The following is a 20,541-nucleotide window of genomic DNA, read 5'->3' on the forward strand; positions in this document are numbered from 1 at the left end:
GCCCGGGAAATTGTCTGGAGTGGTGAAAGGGGGCTGCCAAACAACGTGCGGATCGCGAAAGCTGGGATCACGGCACTCGGGGCTCCGCCGCGGCGGGCGGAGTGGGGGAATCCCGGGTGTGACCGTGGTGGGCCGGATGACCGACCGTGCCCGCGGGCGGCTCCGGAAGGCCAGGAATCGGGGGACTTGGCCTTCCGGGGCCCACGGACGTCCGCCGGTGAGGAGCACGACGGCACGCGGCGGCACGGGCGGGCCCCGACGGCGTACGGCGGCCCCCGGGCAGGAAGCGGGCGTCAGCCCTGCTGGAAGAGCTCCGCCGGCAGGGGCTTGAGGAGGGCGTACAGGTCGTCCGTGATGGGGCGGTCCCAGGCGGCGATGGTCACCAGGACGTTGTCGCTGCGGTCGAACTGGACGCAGGAGATCCGGCTCTCGGAGAGCTTGAGGCGGCGCACGATCAGCAGGTTGTCGCCCTGCATCACCGGCACGTCCTCGGTGTCGGTGACCGTCACCTCCTCGTCGTTCTCCAGCGCGAGCAGCAGCTGCGCCACCTCGAAGGGGACCTGGCCCTCGGGAACCTCGCGGGCCGGGGAGCCCTCGGGGAGGTTGCCGATGATCATCGCGGGGCCGCGGCCGCCGAAGAGGTCGTAGCGCAGGAAGACGCCCTGGCAGGTGCCGTCGGGGGCGGGCAGGAGCCCCGCTCCGAGGTTGCCGGGCCAGTCACCCGGGTCCATGGCCAGTACGTCGAAGTCTGGACCGGCGGGGGTTGCGCTGCGGCGGCGGAGGAACGACATGCGCCCATGGTAATCGGCCCCGAGGGTCTCGTGCGGGTGCAGGCCAAGGGCTCCGCATCGACCCGGCCGCGCCGGTCAGGCGGAACCACTCACCGCTCCCAGACCGGTACGGTCCGTTCCCAGTTTCCGGCAGACCGCCGAGAGCAGCCGGACCACGGCCTGCTGGTCGATGTCGAGCTCCTTCGCGATCTCCCCCTCGGTGCGCCCCCGCGCGGCAAGGCCCGCCGCCGCGCGCTCGCGCGCCGTGAGGGTGTCCGTCTCCGTGCTGTGCAGGCGTCGGGGGCGCAGGCCCGCGGCCGTGAGTTCGTCGCGGGCCGTCTCCACCAGGGCGTCGGCGCCGCACTGCACGGCCGTGTCCAGGCCGCGGTAGAGGAGTTCCGCGGCTTCCCGGGTACGGCCCGTGCGGCGCAGTTCCGTGCCCAGGGCCACCAGCGCGCAGGCGAGTTCGTACGCGGCCGGGGAGCGCTCCAGGTGGGTCACGGACTCCTCCAGGAGCTTCACGCGGGCCGAGCCCGAACAGACCTCGGCGGCCAGCCGCAGCGCCTGGCCGACCGCGGACGGGGCGCCGAACTGGCGGGCTCGCGCGACCGCTTCGAGGGCGGTGGCGACCGCGCGGTCGGGGGTGTCGTGGCTCTCGGCGCGGGCCAGGTGGAGCTGCCAGGGGCACCACGCGGGGTTGCGGACGCCGCGCGGCTCCAGGCGGCGTCCGGCGGCGGCCAGTTCGGCGGCCGCGTCCTTGGTCAGGCCGCGTGCCAGCAGCAGTTCGCCGCGCACGGTCTGGGCGTCCGGGAAGACCACCGCGGCCGGGAAGGGAGCGCAGAACGAGTAGTCCTCGGCGATCTGCGCGGCCTCGTTGACGCGGCCGCGGGCCAGGAGGACCTCGATCAGGATGCCGACGGCGTACCAGTGGGCCGGGGTGCCCGGCCCGACGCGCTCGGCCAGGCGCAGCCCGGCGCGGACGAAGTCCTCTGCCTCGGCCAGGCGGCCCCGGCGGAAGCGGACGTAGGCGAGCAGGGTGTAGGCGAAGGAGAGGTGGGCGCCGCGCCAGCCCTGGCGTTCGAAGTCGGCGATCCCGGCGGCGAAGAGCTCCTCGGTGCGGCCCGGGCGGTCGGCGTAGGTGAAGGCGAGGGCGACCAGGACGGGCACCTCGAAGCCGCGGTCGGGCTCGGCCCAGCCGAGGCCGCCGGTGAGCGCGCGCTCGGCGTGGTGCAGGGCGATGTGGGCGGGTTCGCCGCGCAGGACGGCGTCCCAGGTGCGCAGGCCGATGATGTACCGCTCGGTGAGGTCGCGGCCGGCGAGACGGTCGGCGAGCCTGGCCATGCGGCGGGAGCGGGAGGGGTGGTCGGGTTCGTCGGCGCGGAAGGCGTCCCACATGAACTGCTCGGAGATCATGCGGAGCTTGACGCGGGCGTCGTCGGTGACCTTGATCTCGTGGGCGAGGGTCTCGGAGGCCTCGGCGAGGTGGTCGCTGTGGGCGAGGACCTGGGAGAGCCGGTAGACGATGCGGTGGCGCAGGTCGGGTTCGGCGATGGGTTCCTCGAGGGCGGCCCGCAGGTGGTTGACGGTAGTGGCCGGCTCGGTGAGCAGGGAGGCGCTGCCCAGTTCGTACAGGACGGCGGCCCGGTCCTCGAAGGGCGGGGGCTCGCGCAGGGCGCGGGCGAGATAGCTGCGGGCGGCGTCGGGGGCGCCGGAGCGCAGGGTCTCGGCCGCGGCGGCGCGCAGTTGCTGGACGACCCAGGGGTCGCCGTCGGGGTGGGTCTCCAGGAGGTGGCGGGCAGCAGCGGCGGGACCCCGTCCGTCGTCCACGACGCACCAGGCGGCCTGGCCGTGCAGGGCGACGCGGAAGCCGGACGGGATGGCCCGGTAGACGGCGGTGGCGATGAGCGGGTGGACGAACTCGAGGGATTCGACGCCGGTGAGGATGCGTGCGCCGCGCAGGGCGTCGGCCGCGTCGGCGGCCTCCTCGTGCCCGAGTCCGGCGACGGCGGCGGCGAGCTGGGGGTGGATCTCGGTGCCGAGGACCGCGCAGGCCCAGGCGAAGCGGACCGTCGAGGTGCCGAGACGTTCGAGGCGGGCGACCAGGCCGCTGCCCTTGACCGCGGCGGCGAGGTCCCGCAGGAGGTGCGCCGCGTCCTCGGTCGGGGTGACCCCGCGGTCGTGCACCTTGGCGGTGAGTTCGACCGTCTCGAAGGGGTTGCCCGCGGTGACGGCCCAGCATTCCCGGCAGAACGCGTCGTCGGCGTGTGCGCCGAGGGTCTCCCGCACGAGGCGGGCCACGGCGACGGCGCTGAGCGGTTCCAGGTCGAGCGGACGTCCGCCGGCCCGGCCCGGCAGGGCCCTGAACGCCTCGGCGTGGTCGGGGAGTTCGTCGGGCCGGTAGGCGACCACGACCAGCAGCGGGAGTTCCTCGGCGCGGGGTGCGAAGGCGGCCAGCCAGCCCAGGGACTCGGGGTCGGCCCAGTGGGCGTCGTCGAGCACCAGCACCATCGGTGCGCGCAGCACGACCAGGTGGGTGAGCACCCAGTCGAGTCCGTCGCGCAGGCCCTGCGGGTCGGGGGGCGCGCCGTCGGTCGGGGCGCACAGGCCGAGTGCGGGGCCGACGATGTCGTACCAACTGCCCAGCTGGGCACGGAGGTCGGCCTCGCCCGCGCCGGCGAACTGGGGCTGGAGAAGCTGTCGGGCGACGTGGAAGGCGACCCGCTGTTCCTGGTCGCCGCCGCGGGCGGCCAGGACGGTGCAGCCCCGGGCGGCGGCGCGGCGGCGGACCTCGGTGAGCAGGGTCGTCTTGCCGATGCCGGGCCGGCCCGCGACGGCGAGCAGCGCGCCGCGGGGGCGTCCGTCCGGTTCGGCACCGTCCGTGCGCAGCCCGGTGAGCTCTCCCAACGCCTCGTCGACGGCGGCGAGTTCGCTCTCCCGCTCCAGGAGAGTTTTTCTGCTGCGACCACTGCGCTGCACCATGGCGCACCCCCCGTCACGGTGGCACACCCGCGCGGGGAGCGAGCGCACACCGTGACCTACAGGCACCTCAGCGTACGCCTCCGGGGTGCCGGGCGGGCCCGTCTCGGCTCACTCGGGCCCTCACTGGAAGAGGTGTTCGCAGAGCACGGTCAGGAGGTGGACGAGCCCGCCGGCGCCGGCGACCACGGCCAGGTGGAAGCCGTGGCGCGACCCTGCTGTCGCGGCGGCGCTCCGGCCGCACGCGGTGAGCGCCATGACGGTCCCGAGGCAGAGGACGAGGAGCCCCGTCGCCGTGAGGGCCGCCCAGCCCGTGATCGCCCTGAGGCCGAGCGTCTCGAGCCCGGCCAGTGGCAGGTCGCGTACGGCGATCGTCGATCCGACGCGGGCATCGGCCTCGATGACCGCGTCGGTGTCGACCGAGCGGCCGTCGGCCGACAGCAGTTCACCGCGGCACTCGGTGGTGGGCTTGCTGTCCATGCGCACCACCGCGCACGAGTCGACCCGCAGGCGTCCCGGGGTCCCGGACAGGCCCACGGCACCGGCGAGCATCAGGCCGCAGTAGCCGGTGAGCACCGCGCCGAACGTGAGGCACACGAGGGCGGCGAAGGCCGAACGGAGCCGTTCGCCCCGCTGTCTCACCTGCTTCTCGCGCTGTGTGCGACGGAACGCCCGCAGCCGTTCGGCCTTCCTGAACCGCCGTCCGGCCGCTTTCGAGGTCACGCCCCCTCGCCCTGCTTCCGGTGACGCTCATGATGCCGTGCCACCCGGGCGCGGTTGCCGCAGGAGGGCTTGCACCACTCCTGCCGCGGGTGATCCTTCAGGAAGTAGCGCACGCAGCGCGGGGCATGGCAGGCGCGCAGCCGTCGCCGGTCCGCTCCGGAGAGAAAGGCGATGGCGGCCTGCGCGAGTTCGGCCGTGAGGTCGGTTCCCCGCGGCGACGGCTGCCGGTGCACGACGGGTTCGGCGTCGTCCCTCCAGTGCAGCACGGGGACGGTGGGAGTGCGGGCGGCGGCCGTGTTGAGGCGGGTGAGGGCCTCGGGCACGGGCAGGAGGCGGGCCGCGTCGGCGGGGCTGGGCTCGCCGGGGCGCACGGCGCGGGCGAAGAGCGCGCGGACGGCGGCCCGCAGGTCGCGCACGGCGCCGAGGGTCGTCTCGTCGGCGGCGAAGTCCGAGCAGCCCGGCAGCGCGTCGGCGCGCTCCCGGACCCAGGCGGTGAGACCGGCGGGGTCGCTCAGGTCGTCGGCGACGCCGCCGTGCCCGTCGTGCCGGACGGTGAGGGCCAGGTCCAGAGCGAGGCGGGTGTCGGCGTTGGTCGTGTCCTGCATACGGCTAATGATAGGAGCCGCCGCATCCATTAACGCGCTGTCATCGGCGGGATCGTCCCGCCCAGGCCCCCTCGCGCTCACCCTCAGGTGAGGTCGAACTCTCCTTCCCGGGCCCCCGACACGAACGCGCCCCACTCCGCGGGCGTGAAGATCAGGGAGGGGCTCTCCGGGCGGCCGCTGTTGCGCATCGCGATGAACCCCTCGACGAAGGCGATCTGGACATCCCCCAGACCGCGGCTGCTCGAGTGCCAATCGGCGTTGCTCAGGTCCAGCTCCGGCTTGTCCCAGCCCATGAGCGGCTGCTGCTGGATGGTGGTCTCGGCCACGTCCGTGCTCCTCCCGATTGCGTCGTCCGCGGCCAGCCTAGCGATCGACCCGGACCGCCGACAGGCCACGTGAGGGGGACCTTTCAGGAGTCGGTTCACGCATCAGGGGGCTCAGACCCCACGAGCCACATGGAGAAGAACTGCGATCCGCCGCCGTAGGCGTGCCCGAGCACCTTGCGGGCGCCCTCCACCTGGTGTTCCCCGGCCTGTCCGCGGGCCTGGAGGGCGGCCTCCGCGAAGCGGATCATGCCGGAGGCGCCGATCGGATTGGTGGACAGCACCCCGCCCGACATGTTGACGGGCAGGTCCCCGTCCAGCTCGGTGACCCCGGCCTCGGTGAGTTTCCAGCCCTCTCCCTCGTCGGCGAAGCCGAGGTTCTCCAGCCACATGGGCTCGTACCAGGAGAACGGCACGTACATCTCGACCGCGTCGATGTCCCGGCGCGGGTCGGCGATCCCCGCCTGCCGGTACACGTCGGCCGCGCAGTCCTTGCCGGCCTGGGGCGACACGGCGTCCTTGCCGGCGAACAGGGTCGGCTCGCTGCGCATCGCGCCGCCCAGCATCCAGGCCGGCGGCCGGGGCGCGCGGGCGGCACCCGCACGGTCGGTGAGCACCATCGCGCAGGCGCCGTCGGAGGACGGGCAGGTCTCCGAATAGCGGATCGGATCCCAGAGCATGGGCGAGGCCTGGACCTTCTCCAGCGTGATGTCGTGCTCGTGCAGATGCGCGTACGGGTTCTTGAGCGCGTTGCGGCGGTCCTTGTACGCCACCAGGGAGCCGACCGTGTCGGGCGCGCCGGTGCGCCGCATGTACGCGCGCACGTGCGGCGCGAAGAAGCCGCCCGCCCCGGCCAGCAGGGGCTGCTGGAAGGGGATCGGCAGGGACAGGCCCCACATGGCGTTGGACTCGGACTGCTTCTCGAAGGCCAGGGTGAGCACGGTGCCGTGGACCCGGGCCGCCACCAGGTTCGCGGCGACCAGCGCCGTGGAGCCGCCCACGCTGCCCGCCGTGTGCACCCGCAGCATCGGCTTGCCCACCGCGCCGAGCGCGTCGGCCAGGTACAGCTCCGGCATCATGACGCCCTCGAAGAAGTCGGGCGCCTTGCCGATCACCACGGCGTCGACGTCGGCCCAGGTCAGCTCGGCGTCCTCGAGCGCCCTCCCGGCCGCCTCCCGGACAAGACCGGCGATCGACACGTCCCGCCGGGCCGCGACGTGCTTGGTCTGGCCGATGCCTACGACGGCCACGGGCTCCTTGCTCATCGGGGATCCCCTTCGAGTACGGCGACCAGGTTCTGCTGGAGGCAGGGCCCGGAGGTGGCGTGGGCGAGGGCCCGGTCGGACTCGCCCCGGTGGATGCGGACGGCGGCCTCGCCGATGCGGGCGAGCCCGGCGGCCATCATGGGGTTCGCGGCGAGGGCGCCGCCGGACGGGTTGATCCGCGTGCTGTCGCCGAGCCCCAGGGCCTTGCGCAGGACCACCTCCTGCGAGGTGAACGGCGCGTGCAACTCGGCTGTGTCGACGGGCCGTTCGAAGGCTCCGGCCCGCTCGGCGGCGAGGCGAGCGGAGGGCGAGTCGGTCAGGTCGCGGACGCCGAGCGAGTGCGCCTCGATGCGGTGGTCGATGCCACGGATCCAGGCGGGGCGTTCGCACAGCTCCCGGGCCCGCTCCCCCGCCGCGAGGATGACGGCGGCGGCCCCGTCGCCGATCGGCGGACAGTCTCCCCTGCGCAACGGTCGTACGAGGTAGTCCCCCTGCGGCACAGGGCCTTTGAGCTGTGCGCGGGGGTTGTCGGTCGTGCGGCTGCGGGCGCCGATCGCCGCCAGCTCGCGCTCGTCCGTGTCGCCCGCGTCGATGAGCGCCTGGGCCTGGAGGGCGGCGAGGGCGACGGAGTCGGGCCACAGGGGGGCGACGTAGTACGGGTCGAGCTGCCGGGTGAGCACGTCGCGCAGGGAACCGGGCGAGGACTTGCCGTAGGAGTACACGAGCGCGGTGTCCGCGTCCCCGGACAGCAGCTTGGTCCACGCCTCGTACAGCGCCCACGCCCCGTCCGTCTCGACGTGCGACTCGGAGATGGGGGGCCAGGCCCCCACGCCGTCGAGGGCCAGGGTGAAGGAGAAGGCGCGCCCGGCGAGGTAGTCGCAGGAGCCCGAGCAGGTGAAACCGATGTCCGCGGTCTTCAGGCCGGTCTGGGCCAGGACGTCGTGCAGGACCGGCATGAGCATCTCCACCTCGGAGAGTTCCGCGGTGGAGCGCAGGGTGTCGGACTGGGCGAAGGCCACGACGGCGATCTCGCGGCGCCCCGGGGAGGCTTCGCTGGTCACAGGAGCTCCTTGTAGGTCTCGTAGTCCGCGTCCGGTTCGCCGGTGGGCCGGTAGTGGTCCGGGTAGCGGCCGCCCTCGGTCCACACCGGCTCGACCCTCAGGCCCATGCGCACCTGGTCGTACGGGATGCCGCCGATCCGGCCGTGCAGCGCGAGGTCGGCGCCGTCGAGGGCGATGTGGGCGTAGACGTACGGCACTTCGATGTCGAGGTTCTTCGCCTTGATGTTGACGATGCAGAAGGTCGTGACCGTGCCCGCCGGCCCCACTTCCACCTGCTCCGACGTGGCGACACCGCAGGTGGGACAGGCGCCCCTGGGCGGCACGTACACCTTGCGGCAGGAGGGGCAGCGCTCGCCGACGGCCCGCCGCTCGGCGAGGGCGTTGATGTAGGCGGTCTGGGCGCGGCCCGGTGAGTAGGTGTAGTCGAGGCGGGCCTGGGCGACGATGCCGTGGACGGGATCCGCGAACTCGCCCGCATGGAAGGTGACTTCGGAATCGTCTCCGTCGTACGGCTCGAAGCAGGCGATGTCGGTGATGGCGCCGGTGCGCTCCTCGGCCCACCGGACGCGGACGCGCATGCCGGTGCGGACGGCGTCGGGCCCCGGGGCGTCGAGGGCGTGCAGCAGGGCGGTGTCGGCGCCGTCGAGCCTCACCAGGACCCAGGCGAAGGGCGTGTCCAACGGCTGCCCGCGCCGGGGCTCGTGGTTCCAGGCCCAGGTGGTGACAGTGCCGGTGGCACCGACGTGGACGAGGTCGCGTATCTCCTCGGCGGTGACGGGGTCGTACTCGACGGGCGGGACCAGGGTGCGTCCGTCGCGGGTCCTCACGCCGAGGACCACGCGTTCCCGCAGACCGGTCAGGAAGGCACTCTGCACGGGCCCGAGAGAGCGGGTGAAGGGAAACTCGACGACCAGGGGAGCTTTGAGTACGTCAGGCATCAGGGGCGTGCCTCCTTGGGAGGTCGGTGCGGGGGACGCGCCCTCGGGGGCGCGGGGCGGTGACATCTGCGGCTCCGCCGCGTGGGCGCGACCGGCCACAGCGGACCCGCGGCCGTGAACCGGCCCGAGCCGGCGCGGCGCTACGCACGCCTGTAGTCGGGCGGCCGCTTCTCCGCGAAGGCGCGGGCACCCTCCTTCGCGTCGGCGGTGTCGAAGATCGGCCAGCCCCGCTTCAGTTCGGCGGCGAGTCCCTCGGTCTCGGTCATCTCGGCGGTCTCGTAGACCGAGGCCTTGACCGCCTCGACGGCCAACGGGCCGCAGGCGTTGATCAGTTCGGCGATCTCCAGGGCCTTGGCGCGTGCCGTGCCGTCGGGGACGACATGCCCGATCAGACCGATGCCGGCGGCCTCCTCCGCGGTGTAGGGGCGGCCGGTGAGGAGCATCTCCAGCGCGTGGGTGCGCGGGATCTGGCGTTGCAGCCGGACCGTGGAGCCGCCGATCGGGAACAGGCCGCGCTTCACCTCGAAGAGGCCGAAGGTCGCCGACTCGCCGGCGACCCGGATGTCGGTGCCCTGGAGGATCTCGGTGCCGCCCGCCACGCAGTAGCCCTCGACCGCCGCGATCACCGGTTTGCGGGGTCGGTGGTGGCGCAGCATCGCCTTCCAGTGCAGGTCCGGGTCGGCGGTCAGCCGGTCCCGGTACTGCTCGCCGCCCGTGCTCCTGCCCGCGAGGGCCTTGAGGTCCATGCCGGCGCAGAACGAGTCGCCGGCGCCGGTGAGGACGACCGAGCGGATCGAGTCGTCCGCGTCCGCCTCCACCCAGCCGTCGTACAGGCCGACCAGCATCGGCAACGAGAGCGCGTTCTTCGCCTCCGGCCTGTTGAGCGTGAGCACCAGTGTGGCGCCCTCACGCTGGATGTCGAGGTGTTCCGTCCCACCCATCGCCCGTCTCCCCTCTGCCAGAACGAGAACAGGTTGCAGGAGGCGCCGATGCACTTCAAGGGTTTTCTGACAGACAGTCAGATTTCTTCGCGCGAACCCTTCACAGTCACGCCGCCCTTTGCTCTGATGACCGGCGAACCGTCCAACAGCCAGGCCGCGTCGGGTCAGGAGGAACCGGTGGAGTACAACCTTGCCGACCTGTTCGAGTCGGTCGTCGACGTGGTGCCGGACCGTGAGGCGCTCGCGTACCTCGACATTCCCGGTACGGGCGCGGAGCGCCGCCTGACGTACGCGGAGCTGGACGCCGCCGCCAATCGCATCGCTCACCATCTGCTCGACAGCGGGGTGCAGGCCGGCGAGCACGTCGGACTGCACCTCTACAACGGGGTGGAGTACGTACAGACGCTGCTGGGCTGCCTGAAGGCGCGGATCGTCCCGGTCAACGTCAACTACCGCTATGTGGAAGAGGAGTTGGTCTACCTCTACCGGGACGCGGATCTGGTGGGTCTGGTCTTCGACGCCGAGTTCACGGATCGGGTGGCGGCCGCGCTGCCGCACACGGAACGACTGCGCCGGCTGGTGCGGGTGGGAGGCGGTGAGCCGGGTGGGCTGTCGGCGGTGGACTTCGCGGACGCGGAGGCTTCCGGCTCCCCCGACCGGGGATTCCCGGCGCGCTCGCCCGACGACCAGTTCATCATCTACACGGGCGGCACCACCGGGATGCCCAAGGGAGTGATGTGGCGTCAGGAGGACCTGTTCTTCTCGGGGCTGGGCGGCGGAGCACCCACCGGTGAGCCGGTCAAGCGGCCCGAGGAGCTCGCCGAGCGGGTCGCCGCGGGCGGGGCGGGCATCACCTTCTTCCCCACTCCCCCGCTGATGCACGGGACCTCCACGCTGACGACGCTCATCGGCTTCAACTTCGGCCAACGGGTGGTGCTGCACCGCAAGTTCGTGCCCGAGGAGGTCCTGCGCACCGTCGAGGCGGAGAAGGTCAACGCGATGTCACTGGTGGGGGACGCGATGCTGCGGCCCCTCATCGACGCGCTGGAAGGGCCGATGAAGGGCACCGACATGTCGTCGGTGTTCAGTGTGTCGTCCTCGGGCGCGATCATGTCGGACACGGTGAGCCGGCAGTTCCGCGCACTCGTCCCGAACGCCATGCTGCTCGACAACTTCGGCTCCTCCGAGTCCGGCTTCAACGGGACCGCGACGGAGGACTCCGGGCCGGAGCGCGGCTTCCGTGTCCGGGTCAACTCCCGCACCCAGGTGGTCGACCCCGCGACGCACGAGCCCGTGGCCGTGGGCGAGGTGGGCCGGGTCGCGCAGTGCGGCCATGTGCCGCTCGGCTACTACAACGACCCCCGCAAGACCGCCGAGACCTTCTTCGAGAAGGACGGCGAGCGGTGGGTGCTCCTCGGTGACATGGCCACCGTGGACGAGGACGGGGTCGTCACCGTCCTCGGCCGGGGCTCGCAGTGCATCAACACGGGCGGCGAGAAGGTGTACCCGGAGGAGGTCGAGCAGGCGCTCAAGGCGCATCCGGACGTGTACGACGCCCTCGTGGCCGGGGTACCGGACGTGAAGTGGGGGCACCATGTGGCCGCCGTGGTGCAGTTGCGCGAGGGGGCGCGCACGATGTCCCTGGACGAGCTCCAGACGCACTGCCGGACGCGGCTCGCGGGCTACAAGGTGCCGCGCCAGCTGGTCGTGGCCGAGTCCATCCGGCGGTCCCCGAGCGGCAAGGCGGACTACCGGTGGGCGCAGAAGGTGGCGGTGGCGGCGGACCGGTGAGTGCCCGATCCCGACCCGCGTGCGATTGAACCGAACGTGACGTGCGACCGTACTGGTGGTGGCAGGCTCGGTCACCGGGCCCTGTTCGTCATGCCGTCGCGGCAGGACCGCACGTCACAGCAAGACCGCACGGAAGGACCACCGGGTGTCGCTCTTCACTCGCTCTCGCCAACTGCCGGGTACCGCTGGGGACGAGAGAGATGCGGACAGTGAGGGTGCGACGGGGGAGGAAGTGACGGAGGAGGCCGCAGAGGCGACCGCTTCGGCCCAGGAGGTGGCGGCGACCCCGTCGGCCCAGGAGGTGGATGAACCCAGCTCCGCGGACGTACCCGACTCGCCCCGCCCCGGCTGGTTCGGCTGGCGCCGCCGCTACCCCCGTACGGCTCGTGGTGTGTCCGTGGGGACGAGCGTGCTGGCCGGTCTTCTGGTGCTGCTCGTGCTGCTCTTCCCCAACCGGCTCGACCACATGAACCTCCGGTCGTTCTTCCGGCTTCCCGTGGAGGCGATCGTCATCGCGGCCGTCCTCCTGGTGCTGCCGCCCAGGGCGCGGCGGATCGCGGCGGTCCTCTTCGGGCTGTTCCTCGGACTGTTCACCGTCCTGAAGTTCATGGACATGGGCTTCTACCAGACCCTGGCCCGGCCGTTCGACCTGGTCTTCGACTGGATCATGCTGGGCAACGCGACGGACTGGCTCCGGGAGTCCTTCGGCCGCACCGGCGAGGTGCTCGCGGTGACCGGCGTGATCGTCCTGTTCCTCGCCCTGCTCGCGCTGTGCACCTGGGCCATGGTCCGGCTGACGAACCTGATGTCCCGGCACCGTCAGACGGCCGTGGGCACCACTCTCGTCCTCGGCACGGTGTGGGTCACCTGCTTCACGGTGGGCGTGCAGTTCGGGGGTGTCTCGTTCGCCACCAAGGGGAACACCGAGTTCCTCGCCAACCGTGTGCAGCACGTGCGCAACGGACTGGGGGACGCCAAGGTCTTCGAGAAGGAGTCGGCCGTCGACGCCTTCGCCGCCACCCCTCCCGACCAGCTGCTGACCGGGCTGCGCGGCAAGGACGTCCTGTTCACCTTCATCGAGAGCTACGGCCGGGTCGCGATCGACGACCCGGCGATGGCACCGGAGATCGACGCGACGCTCAAGCAGGGCGACGCGACGCTCAAGTCCGCCGGCTTCGCCTCGCGCAGCGGCTGGCTGAGTTCCCCCGTGACGGGCGCCGGCAGCTGGATGGCCCACTCGACGTTCCTGTCCGGCCTGTGGGTCAAGAACCAGCAGCGGTACCTCAACCTCACCTCCAGCGACCGTGCCACCCTCACCAGCTACTTCCGCAAGACCGGCGCCTGGCGCACGGTGGGCATCGTGCCGGGCGTGCGCAAGTCCTGGCCGGAGGGCAAGTACTTCGGCCTGGACCACATCTACGACTCCACGCACCTCGGCTACAAGGGCCCCTACTTCAGCTGGACGCCCGTGCCGGACCAGTTCAGCCTGGAGGCCTTCCAGAAGCTGGAGCACGGCAAGAAGAACCGCGACCCGATCATGGCGGAGATCATCCTGGCCTCCAGCCACAACCCCTGGTCGCCGATCGCGCACATGATCGACTGGAACGACCTCGGTGACGGCTCGGTCTTCGAGCAGATCAAGAAGGAGGGCACGAACCCGACCGAGGTCTGGAAGAGCCAGGAGCGGGTGCGCACCGAGTACCGCAAGGCCATCCAGTACTCCGTGGACAGCCTGACCCAGTGGATGCAGCGCTACGGCGACGAGAACACGGTCCTCGTCTTCCTGGGCGACCACCAGCCGGTGCCGACCGTCACCAAGGGCTCCACCAGCAAGGACGTACCGATCACGATCGTCGCCAAGGACCCGAAGGTGCTGGACCGGGTCGCCGACTGGAACTGGACGGACGGCCTCAAGCCCGCCGACAACGCGCCCGTGTGGGGCATGGACAAGTTCCGCGACCGCTTCATGACGGCGTTCGCGAAGTGACGCCGGGCCCTTCCAGGAAGGGCGTCACGGCGGCTAAGAACTCGCGCGGTCTGGCCTCGTGCACCAGATGGCCTCCGCCCACGGTCACCAGCCGGGAGTCGGGGATCACGGAGGCGAGCAGCTCGACCTCCTCCTGGGGGATCGCGCTGGTGGGACCACCCCCGATGAGGAGCGTGGGCATGGTGATCCGCCCCATGTGGTCCCACCACAGCGGATCGGGGACGTTGCGCTGCTCGTCGGTGGCCCGCAGCATGGCCCGGTCGAAGGGCGGGTCGGTGTCCGGGGCGGGGGCGGGCGGCCGCGGCGGATCGAGGGGCATCGGAGCGGGCACGTCCTCCAGGACCAGCCGCCGTACGACGTGCGGGGCCTGCTGCGCCAGCAGGTAGGCGACGGCCCCGCCGAGCGAGTGGCCGACGACGTCGACACGGTCGAGACCGAGCGCGGCCACGAAGCCGAGCATGTCGTCGCGCATCGCTTCGTACGCGTACTCCCCGGCCCCCGCTTCCGTTCCCCTGCCGGGCCAGTCGCTGCGGCCGTGCCCCCGCAGATCCGGTGCGTACACGCGGCGCGGGCGCGCTCCCGTGGCGAGCCGCTCGGCGATCTGTGTCCAGTCCGCCCCGTCGGCGCCCCGGCAGTGCAGCAGCAGCACGGGCGGCGCGTCCTCGGGCCCCCACGCGCGGTACGCGAGAGTGATGCCGTTGGCCTTCACGGTGTCCATACCGGGGAACCTAGGCGGAGCGGCTGCCTGCCGGGGTCCGCCTCTGCCCAGGGCAGAGCGCCGGACAGCCGTACACTGCGGACACACCCCTTGCTTCGAGCCGGGTCGGCTGGATTACTGATCTCCAGCACCTCGACCGAATGATCGGTCGACTCGACGACGTGGCGGGCGGAAGGGACGTTCCGATGGCGGATGCGGCGGAGCTGCTGGACTCGGGGGAACGGCTGGACGCCGGGGCGTTGCGGGCGCTGCAGCTGGAGCGGATGCGGGCCTCGCTGCGGCACGCGTACGAGCATGTGCCCTTCTACCGGGAGTCCTTCGACAAGGCGGGCGTCCGGCCGGACGACTGCCGGTCCCTGGCCGATCTGGCCAGGTTCCCGTTCACGACCAAGGCGGACCTGCGCGAGCACTATCCGTACGGGATGTTCGCCGTGCCCCGGGACCATGTGCGCCGCATCCATGCCTCCAGCGGCACCACCGGGCGCCCCACGGTCGTCGGCTACACCGACAACGACCTGGACCTGTGGGCGGACATGGTGGCGCGTTCCATCCGGGCCGCGGGCGGCCGGCCCGGTGACGTGGTCCATGTGGCGTACGGCTACGGACTGTTCACCGGCGGCCTCGGCGCGCACTACGGCGCCGAAAGGCTCGGCTGCACGGTCGTCCCCGCGTCCGGCGGCATGACGGCCCGCCAGGTCCAGCTCATCCAGGACCTGGAGCCCCGGATCATCATGGTGACCCCGTCGTACATGCTCACACTGCTCGACGAGTTCGAGCGGCAGGGTGTCGATCCGCGGAGCACCTCCCTGCGCGTGGGCGTCTTCGGTGCCGAGCCCTGGACGGAGGAGATGCGCCGGGAGATCGAGGAGCGGTTCGCGATCGACGCCGTGGACATATACGGGCTGTCGGAGGTGATCGGCCCGGGTGTCGCGCAGGAGTGCGTGGAGACCAAGGACGGGCTCCATGTGTGGGAGGACCACTTCTTCCCCGAGATCGTCGACCCGATCACCGGGGAGGTCCTGCCGGACGGCGAGGAGGGCGAGCTGGTGTTCACCTCGCTCACCAAGGAGGCCATGCCCGTCATCCGCTACCGGACCCGGGATCTGACCCGGCTGCTGCCCGGCACGGCCCGGGTGTTCCGGCGGATGGAGAAGGTGACCGGCCGCAGTGACGACATGGTGATCCTGCGCGGGGTGAACCTCTTCCCCACGCAGATCGAGGAGATCGTCCTGCGCACCCCGGGCGTCGCGCCCCACTTCCAGCTGCGGCTCACCCGTGAGGGCCGTCTGGACGCCCTCACCGTGCGCGCGGAGGCCCGGCCCGGGGCCACGCCCGAGGCCCGCACGGCCGCCGCCCGGGCCATCGCGGCGGCCGTGAAGGACGGCATCGGGGTGTCGGTGGCCGTCGAGATCGTCGAACCCGAGTCCCTGGAGCGGTCCGTGGGCAAGATCCGCCGCATCGTCGACCAGCGGCCCCGCTAGGAGCGTGGGTCAGCAACTGTGGCACAGAGAACAGCTGTTCAGTCGAGGACCGCGGTGGCTTCGATCTCGACCAGATGCTCGGGGACGTCCAGTGCTGCGACACCTATCAGCGTGGCCGGCGGGGCCGGGGTGATCCCCAGCTTCGCGGCTGCCCGGGAGATCCCTTCCAGGAGCGAGGGCATCTTGTCGGGCGTCCAGTCGACGACGTAGAAGGTCAGCTTCGCCACGTCGTCGAAGGAGCCACCGACCTCGGCCAGGGCGGTGCCGACGTTGAGATAGCTCTGTTCGACCTGGGCGGTGAGGTCGCCCTCGCCGATCGTGACTCCCTCGGCGTCCCAGGCGACCTGCCCTGCGACAAAGACCAGTCTCGACCCGGATGCGACCGACACCTGCCGGTAGACGTCGATCCTGGGCAGTCCGATGGGGTTCACAAAGTTGATGGCCATGTCGCCTGTCTCCTCGTCCTGAGCGCCTGTGGGCTCGCGTGCACGCCCGCCAGGGCGCTCACTCTCTTGTGGTTACTCAGGAACCGTAAGAGAGTGGACGCTGACGTGGAAGAACGCACTTTTCAGTGACTGGAGAACCTTATGGTGACCAAGCAGCTCACAGGCTCGCCGGAGGATGCGGATCTGGCGCGTGCCGACTCCCTGGCACGGGAGATCTTCTCCGACATCGCCAACAAGTGGGCCTTCCTCATCGTCGAGGGGCTCGGTGATCGCACCCTGAGGTTCAGCGAGTTGCGGAACGAGATCGAGGGCATCAGCCACAAGATGCTCACGCAGAACCTGCGCATGCTGGAGCGCAACGGCCTGGTCGAGCGCACCGTGCACCCCACCGTCCCGCCGCGGGTCGAGTACACCCTCACCGAGCCGGGACGAGCCCTGCGCGCAACGGTCGACGGAATGTGCGGCTGGACCCACCAGTACTTCGGCCACATCGAGGCCGCCCGCCGCCGCTTCGACACCTGACGGCCGGCGCACGGCCTCACCGCCGCCTCACTGAGAGAACCGGTCCCGCAGCTCCCGCTTGAGGATCTTCCCGCTCGCGTTCCGCGGCAGCTCGTCCACGAACAGCACCCGCTTGGGCGCTTTGAAGTGGGCGAGCTTCTCCCGCACGTGAGCGAGGAGTTCGGCCTCGGTGACCTCGCCGCGCGGGACGACGACCGCCGTGACGGCCTCGATCCAGCGCTCGTCGGGCAACCCGATCACCGCGACCTCGGCGACCGCCTCGTGCGTGTACAGCGCGTCCTCGACCTGACGTGAGGCGACCAGCACGCCACCGGAGTTGATGACGTCCTTCACCCGGTCGACGATCGTGAAGTAGCCGTGCGCGTCCCGCACCGCGAGGTCGCCGGAGTGGAACCAGCCGTCCCGGAAGGCCGCTTCGGTCTCCTCGGGCTTGTCCCAGTAGCCCTCGCACAACTGCGGTGACCTGTAGACGATCTCGCCGGGCGTGCCGTCGGGCACGTCCTTGCCGTCCTCGTCGACGACCCGCGCGTCGACGAACAGGACGGTGCGGCCGCAGGAGTCCATCCGTCCCTTGTGCTCGTCGGGCGCGAGGACGGTGGCCAGCGGGCCGATCTCGCTCTGGCCGAAGCAGTTGTAGAAGGCCAGCTTCGGCAGACGCTCGCGGAGGCGCTCCAGGACGGGCACCGGCATGATCGAGGCACCGTAGTACGCCTTGCGCAGTCCCCCGAGGTCACGGGTGGCGAAGTCGGGGCGGTTGGACAGGGCGATCCACACCGTGGGCGGGGCGAACAGACTGTCCGCGCGGCCCTGTTCGATCAGGTCGAAGAGCCGGTCGCCGTCGGGCGCGTCGAGGATGGTGTTCGTCGCGCCGACCGCGAGATACGGCAGCAGGAAGACGTGCATCTGCGCGGAGTGGTACAGCGGCAGCGAGTGCACGGGACGGTCGCCCGCGCTCAGGTCGCAGGCGGCGATCGCGCTCAGGTACTCGTGCACCAGGGCGCGGTGGGTCATCATCGCGCCCTTGGGCAGGGCCGTCGTCCCCGAGGTGTACAGGAGTTGGACCAGGTCCTCGCTGCGGGGCTCCGGGCCGTCGTACGGCGGGGTCGCGCCGAGCCGTGCCAGGAGGGAGTCGTCCGCATCCCGCAGGGGCACCGAACGGACGCCGTCGGGGAGCCGTGCGGCGAGGTCGGGATCGGCGAGGACCAGCGCACTGCCCGACTGGCCGACGATGTACGCGAGATCGTCCCCGGTGAGGTTCTGGTTGACCGGCACATGCACCAGGCCCGCACGGGCGCAGGCCAGGAACGCGATGAGGTAGGCGTCGGAGTTGTGGCCGTAGGCGCCGACCCGGTCGCCGCGCGAGAGGCCTTCCCCGAGCAGCACGCTCGCCGCGCGCGACACCGCGTCGTCGAGTTCCTCGTACGTCCACGAGCGCTCGCCGTACTGCACCGCGACGCGTGCCGGGGTGCGCCGGGCGCTGCGGCGGAGCACCCCGTCAACCGTACTGCCGTGTCCAGGCGTCATACGGGACAACCTACCGGTTGGTACGCTCAACCGCTCCTTCCCTCAATGACGTTGGGAGGCACGATGCGCACCCGCCCCAGACGCGCGGTCGTCGCGGCCGTGGCCCTGTTCGCCGCCGTCGGCACGCTGCCCGCCGCAGCCGCGCAGGACCAGCACAGACAGCAGAACACGCGCCATCCGTCCCACGGCGGCCTGTCCGCCACCATCCGCTACACCGAGTACGGCATCCCGCACATCCTCGCGAGGAACTACGCGGACCTCGGTTTCGGCACCGGGTGGGCGCAGGCCGCCGACCAGGTGTGCACGCTCGCCGACGGGTTCGTGACCGTGCGCGGCGAGCGTTCCCGTTTCTTCGGGGCCGACGCGGCCGCCGACTCCGCGCTCTCCTCCGCCACCAAGAACGTCTCCAGCGACCTGTACTTCCGCGGGGTGCGGGAGGCGGGGACCGTGGAGAAGCTGATGGCCACGCCCGCCCCGCTCGGTCCGAGCCGTGCGGTGAAGGACCTGATGCGGGGCTTCGCGGCGGGCTACAACACCTGGCTGAAGAAGAACCGGATCACCGACCCGGCGTGCCGGGGTGCCGACTGGGTGCGTCCGGTGTCGGTCCAGGACGTGGCCGCGCGCAACTTCGCCCTGGCCGTGCTGGGGGGCCAGGGCCGGGCCGTGGACGGCATCACCGCCGCGCGGCCGCCCGGGTCCACCGCTGCGGCGGCCGGCGCACCGGACGCCCGGGACACCGCCCGCGCGGCCCGGGAGCTGTTCGCGGCCGACTCCGCCGACATGGGCTCCAACGCCGTGGCCTTCGGCGGGACCACGACGGCGAACGGCCGCGGGCTCCTGCTCGGCAACCCGCACTACCCCTGGCAGGGCGGCCGCCGCTTCTGGCAGTCGCAGCAGACCATCCCCGGCGAACTGAACGTCGCGGGCGGCTCCCTGCTCGGTTCGGCGACGATCTCCATCGGCCACAACGCGCGGGTGGCCTGGAGCCACACCGTGGCCACCGGCATCACCCTCAACCTGCACCAGCTCACGCTGGACCCGGCGGACCCGACCACGTACCTGGTGGACGGCAGACCGGAGCGGATGACCGAACGCAAGGTCACCGTCGCCGTGAAGGACGGCGCACCGGTCACGCGCACCCAGTGGTGGACACGGTACGGCCCGGTCGTCACCTCGCTCGGGGCCGCGCTGCCGCTGCCCTGGACGACCGCGACGGCGTACGCCCTGGGCGACCCGAACGCCACCAACCTGCGCGGCTCCGACACCGCCCTCGGCTTCGGCAAGTCCCGCAGCACGAGCGATGTGCTGGGGACGCTGCAGCGCACCCAGGGGCTGCCGTGGGTCAACACGATCGCCGCCGACTCACAGGGGCACACGCTGTTCACCCAGTCCCAGGTGCTGCCCCGGATCACCGACGAACTGGCGCAGCGCTGCTCCACCCCCCTGGGCAGGGTGACCTACCCCGCCTCGGGAGTGGCGGTCCTCGACGGCTCGCGGAGCGACTGCGCGCTCGGCAGTGATCCGGACGCCGTTCAGCCGGGGATCTTCGGGCCCGCGAGGATGCCGGTGCTCAAGGACGCGCCGTACGCGGAGAACTCCAACGACAGCGCCTGGCTGGCCAATGCCGAGCGTCCGATCACCGGGTACGAGCGAGTATTCGGCACCGTGGGCACCCAGCGTTCGATGCGTACGCGCGGTGCTCTCGAGGACGTGTCGGCGATGGCCGCGCGCGGGAAGCTGACCGTTCGGGATCTGCAGGCTCAGCAGTTCGCCAACCGGGTGCCCGCGGGCGACCTCGTCGCGGCGGACGCGGCGAAGGCCTGTGCGGCGTTGCCCGGCGGCACGGCAACGGGCAGTGACGGCAAGGCTGTTGACGTCCGTGAGGCCTGCGGGGTGCTCGCGGGATGGGACCGCACCGCGAACACCGGCAGCCGGGGCGCGCTGCTCTTCGACCGGCTGTGGCGGAAGCTGCCCACGGCCCAGTTGTGGAAGGTGCCGTTCTCGGCGGCCGACCCGGTGGGCACACCGAACACGCTCGACACCTCCGCACCGGCCTTCTCGACGGCCCTCGCGGACACCGTCACCGAACTCAGGGCGGCCGGCATCCCGTTGGCCTCCCGTCTGGGCGAGCACCAGTTCGTGGTGCGGAACGGAAAGCACATCGCCGTTCCTGGCGGCACGGAGTCGCTGGGCGTGTGGAACAAGGTCGAGCCGGTGTGGGACCCGGCGGGCGGCGGATACACGGAGGTGTCGACCGGGTCCAGCTACATCCAGGCGGTGGGCTGGGACGGCGGCCGCTGTCCGGTGGCCCGGACCCTGCTGACGTACTCCCAGTCCTCGAACCCGGACTCGCCGCACTTCAGCGACCAGACGCGGCTGTTCTCGGCGGAACGGTGGGTGACGTCCCGGTTCTGCGAGAAGGACGTCCTGTCGTCACCGGCGCTGAGGGTCGTCCGGGTCCGTTCGTGAA

At 71.7% G+C, this 20,541-nt stretch carries 17 protein-coding genes; 5 read left to right on the forward strand and 12 right to left on the reverse strand.

The genetic code is table 11. The features are described from left to right. Positions 1–293: 293 nt before the first annotated feature. The 9 genes from IOD14_RS25395 to IOD14_RS25435 all read right to left on the reverse strand — a co-directional run bounded on the left by IOD14_RS25395 (position 294) and on the right by IOD14_RS25435 (position 9,602). Positions 294–791 carry a hypothetical protein gene (locus IOD14_RS25395; RefSeq protein ID WP_031045328.1) on the reverse strand — a complete coding sequence of 166 codons (498 nt, stop codon included), beginning with the start codon at positions 789–791 and terminating at the stop codon, positions 294–296. 75 nt (positions 792–866) lie between these two features. Next, complete coding sequence (locus IOD14_RS25400; protein WP_212671615.1) at positions 867–3,749, reverse strand: AAA family ATPase; 2,883 nt, start codon at positions 3,747–3,749, stop codon at positions 867–869. 120 nt (positions 3,750–3,869) lie between these two features. Next, positions 3,870–4,469 carry a hypothetical protein gene (locus IOD14_RS25405; protein ID WP_123987125.1) on the reverse strand — a complete coding sequence of 200 codons (600 nt, stop codon included), beginning with the start codon at positions 4,467–4,469 and terminating at the stop codon, positions 3,870–3,872. Further along, entirely contained in the window at positions 4,466–5,074 is a 609-nt protein-coding gene (locus IOD14_RS25410; RefSeq protein ID WP_212671616.1) for an ABATE domain-containing protein, read from the reverse strand. Before IOD14_RS25410 ends, IOD14_RS25405 begins: the two co-directional genes overlap by 4 nt. Positions 5,075–5,157: 83 nt before the next feature. Next, entirely contained in the window at positions 5,158–5,400 is a 243-nt protein-coding gene (locus tag IOD14_RS25415; protein WP_053749912.1) for a DUF397 domain-containing protein, read from the reverse strand. Between the two features lie 95 nt (positions 5,401–5,495). Next, a complete protein-coding gene (locus IOD14_RS25420; protein ID WP_123987127.1) occupies positions 5,496–6,662 on the reverse strand; it encodes a thiolase domain-containing protein in 1,167 nt (388 codons plus the stop codon). Continuing rightward, positions 6,659–7,723, reverse strand: a complete 1,065-nt coding sequence (locus IOD14_RS25425) for a thiolase domain-containing protein (RefSeq protein ID WP_123987128.1) — start codon at positions 7,721–7,723, stop codon at positions 6,659–6,661. Before IOD14_RS25425 ends, IOD14_RS25420 begins: the two co-directional genes overlap by 4 nt. Next, positions 7,720–8,661 (reverse strand): OB-fold nucleic acid binding domain-containing protein, encoded by a 942-nt coding sequence (locus IOD14_RS25430; protein WP_212671617.1) that lies wholly within the window; start codon positions 8,659–8,661, stop codon positions 7,720–7,722. Before IOD14_RS25430 ends, IOD14_RS25425 begins: the two co-directional genes overlap by 4 nt. 140 nt (positions 8,662–8,801) lie before the next feature. Then, positions 8,802–9,602, reverse strand: a complete 801-nt coding sequence (locus IOD14_RS25435) for a crotonase/enoyl-CoA hydratase family protein (RefSeq protein ID WP_212671618.1) — start codon at positions 9,600–9,602, stop codon at positions 8,802–8,804. A 177-nt stretch (positions 9,603–9,779) separates the two neighbouring features. On the opposite strand from IOD14_RS25435, the gene IOD14_RS25440 reads away from it, so the two are divergent. Further along, positions 9,780–11,393, forward strand: a complete 1,614-nt coding sequence (locus tag IOD14_RS25440; RefSeq protein ID WP_123992478.1) for an acyl-CoA synthetase — start codon at positions 9,780–9,782, stop codon at positions 11,391–11,393. A 232-nt stretch (positions 11,394–11,625) separates the two neighbouring features. Then, a complete protein-coding gene (locus tag IOD14_RS25445; RefSeq protein ID WP_249126057.1) occupies positions 11,626–13,380 on the forward strand; it encodes a sulfatase in 1,755 nt (584 codons plus the stop codon). Here the strand turns inward: IOD14_RS25445 and IOD14_RS25450 are convergent. Next, positions 13,358–14,098, reverse strand: coding sequence for an alpha/beta hydrolase (locus IOD14_RS25450; RefSeq protein WP_212671619.1), 741 nt, complete (start codon positions 14,096–14,098; stop codon positions 13,358–13,360). The genes IOD14_RS25445 and IOD14_RS25450 overlap by 23 nt on opposite strands. Positions 14,099–14,283: 185 nt before the next feature. Here IOD14_RS25450 and paaK point away from each other — a divergent pair, with 185 nt between their 5' ends. Next, entirely contained in the window at positions 14,284–15,579 is a 1,296-nt protein-coding gene (gene paaK, locus IOD14_RS25455) for a phenylacetate--CoA ligase PaaK (protein ID WP_123987133.1), read from the forward strand. 38 nt (positions 15,580–15,617) lie between these two features. On the opposite strand, the gene IOD14_RS25460 is transcribed toward paaK, so the two are convergent. Next, the gene (locus IOD14_RS25460; protein WP_212671620.1) at positions 15,618–16,025 is read right to left on the reverse strand and encodes a RidA family protein; all 408 of its coding nucleotides are present in this window, start codon (positions 16,023–16,025) and stop codon (positions 15,618–15,620) included. A gap of 141 nt (positions 16,026–16,166) precedes the next feature. On the opposite strand from IOD14_RS25460, the gene IOD14_RS25465 reads away from it, so the two are divergent. Beyond that, positions 16,167–16,547 carry a helix-turn-helix domain-containing protein gene (locus tag IOD14_RS25465; protein ID WP_123987135.1) on the forward strand — a complete coding sequence of 127 codons (381 nt, stop codon included), beginning with the start codon at positions 16,167–16,169 and terminating at the stop codon, positions 16,545–16,547. A gap of 27 nt (positions 16,548–16,574) precedes the next feature. Here IOD14_RS25465 and IOD14_RS25470 read toward each other — a convergent pair whose 3' ends face one another. After that, positions 16,575–18,071: an acyl-CoA synthetase gene (locus IOD14_RS25470; protein WP_123987136.1), complete on the reverse strand. Its 1,497-nt coding sequence runs from the start codon at positions 18,069–18,071 to the stop codon at positions 16,575–16,577. Between the two features lie 63 nt (positions 18,072–18,134). Between IOD14_RS25470 and IOD14_RS25475 the strand changes: the two genes are divergently transcribed. Then, positions 18,135–20,540, forward strand: coding sequence for a penicillin acylase family protein (locus IOD14_RS25475; protein WP_123987137.1), 2,406 nt, complete (start codon positions 18,135–18,137; stop codon positions 20,538–20,540). Position 20,541 lies beyond the last annotated feature (1 nt).

The sequence above is a fragment of the Streptomyces sp. A2-16 genome (assembly GCF_018128905.1).
Lineage (GTDB): Bacteria > Actinomycetota > Actinomycetes > Streptomycetales > Streptomycetaceae > Streptomyces.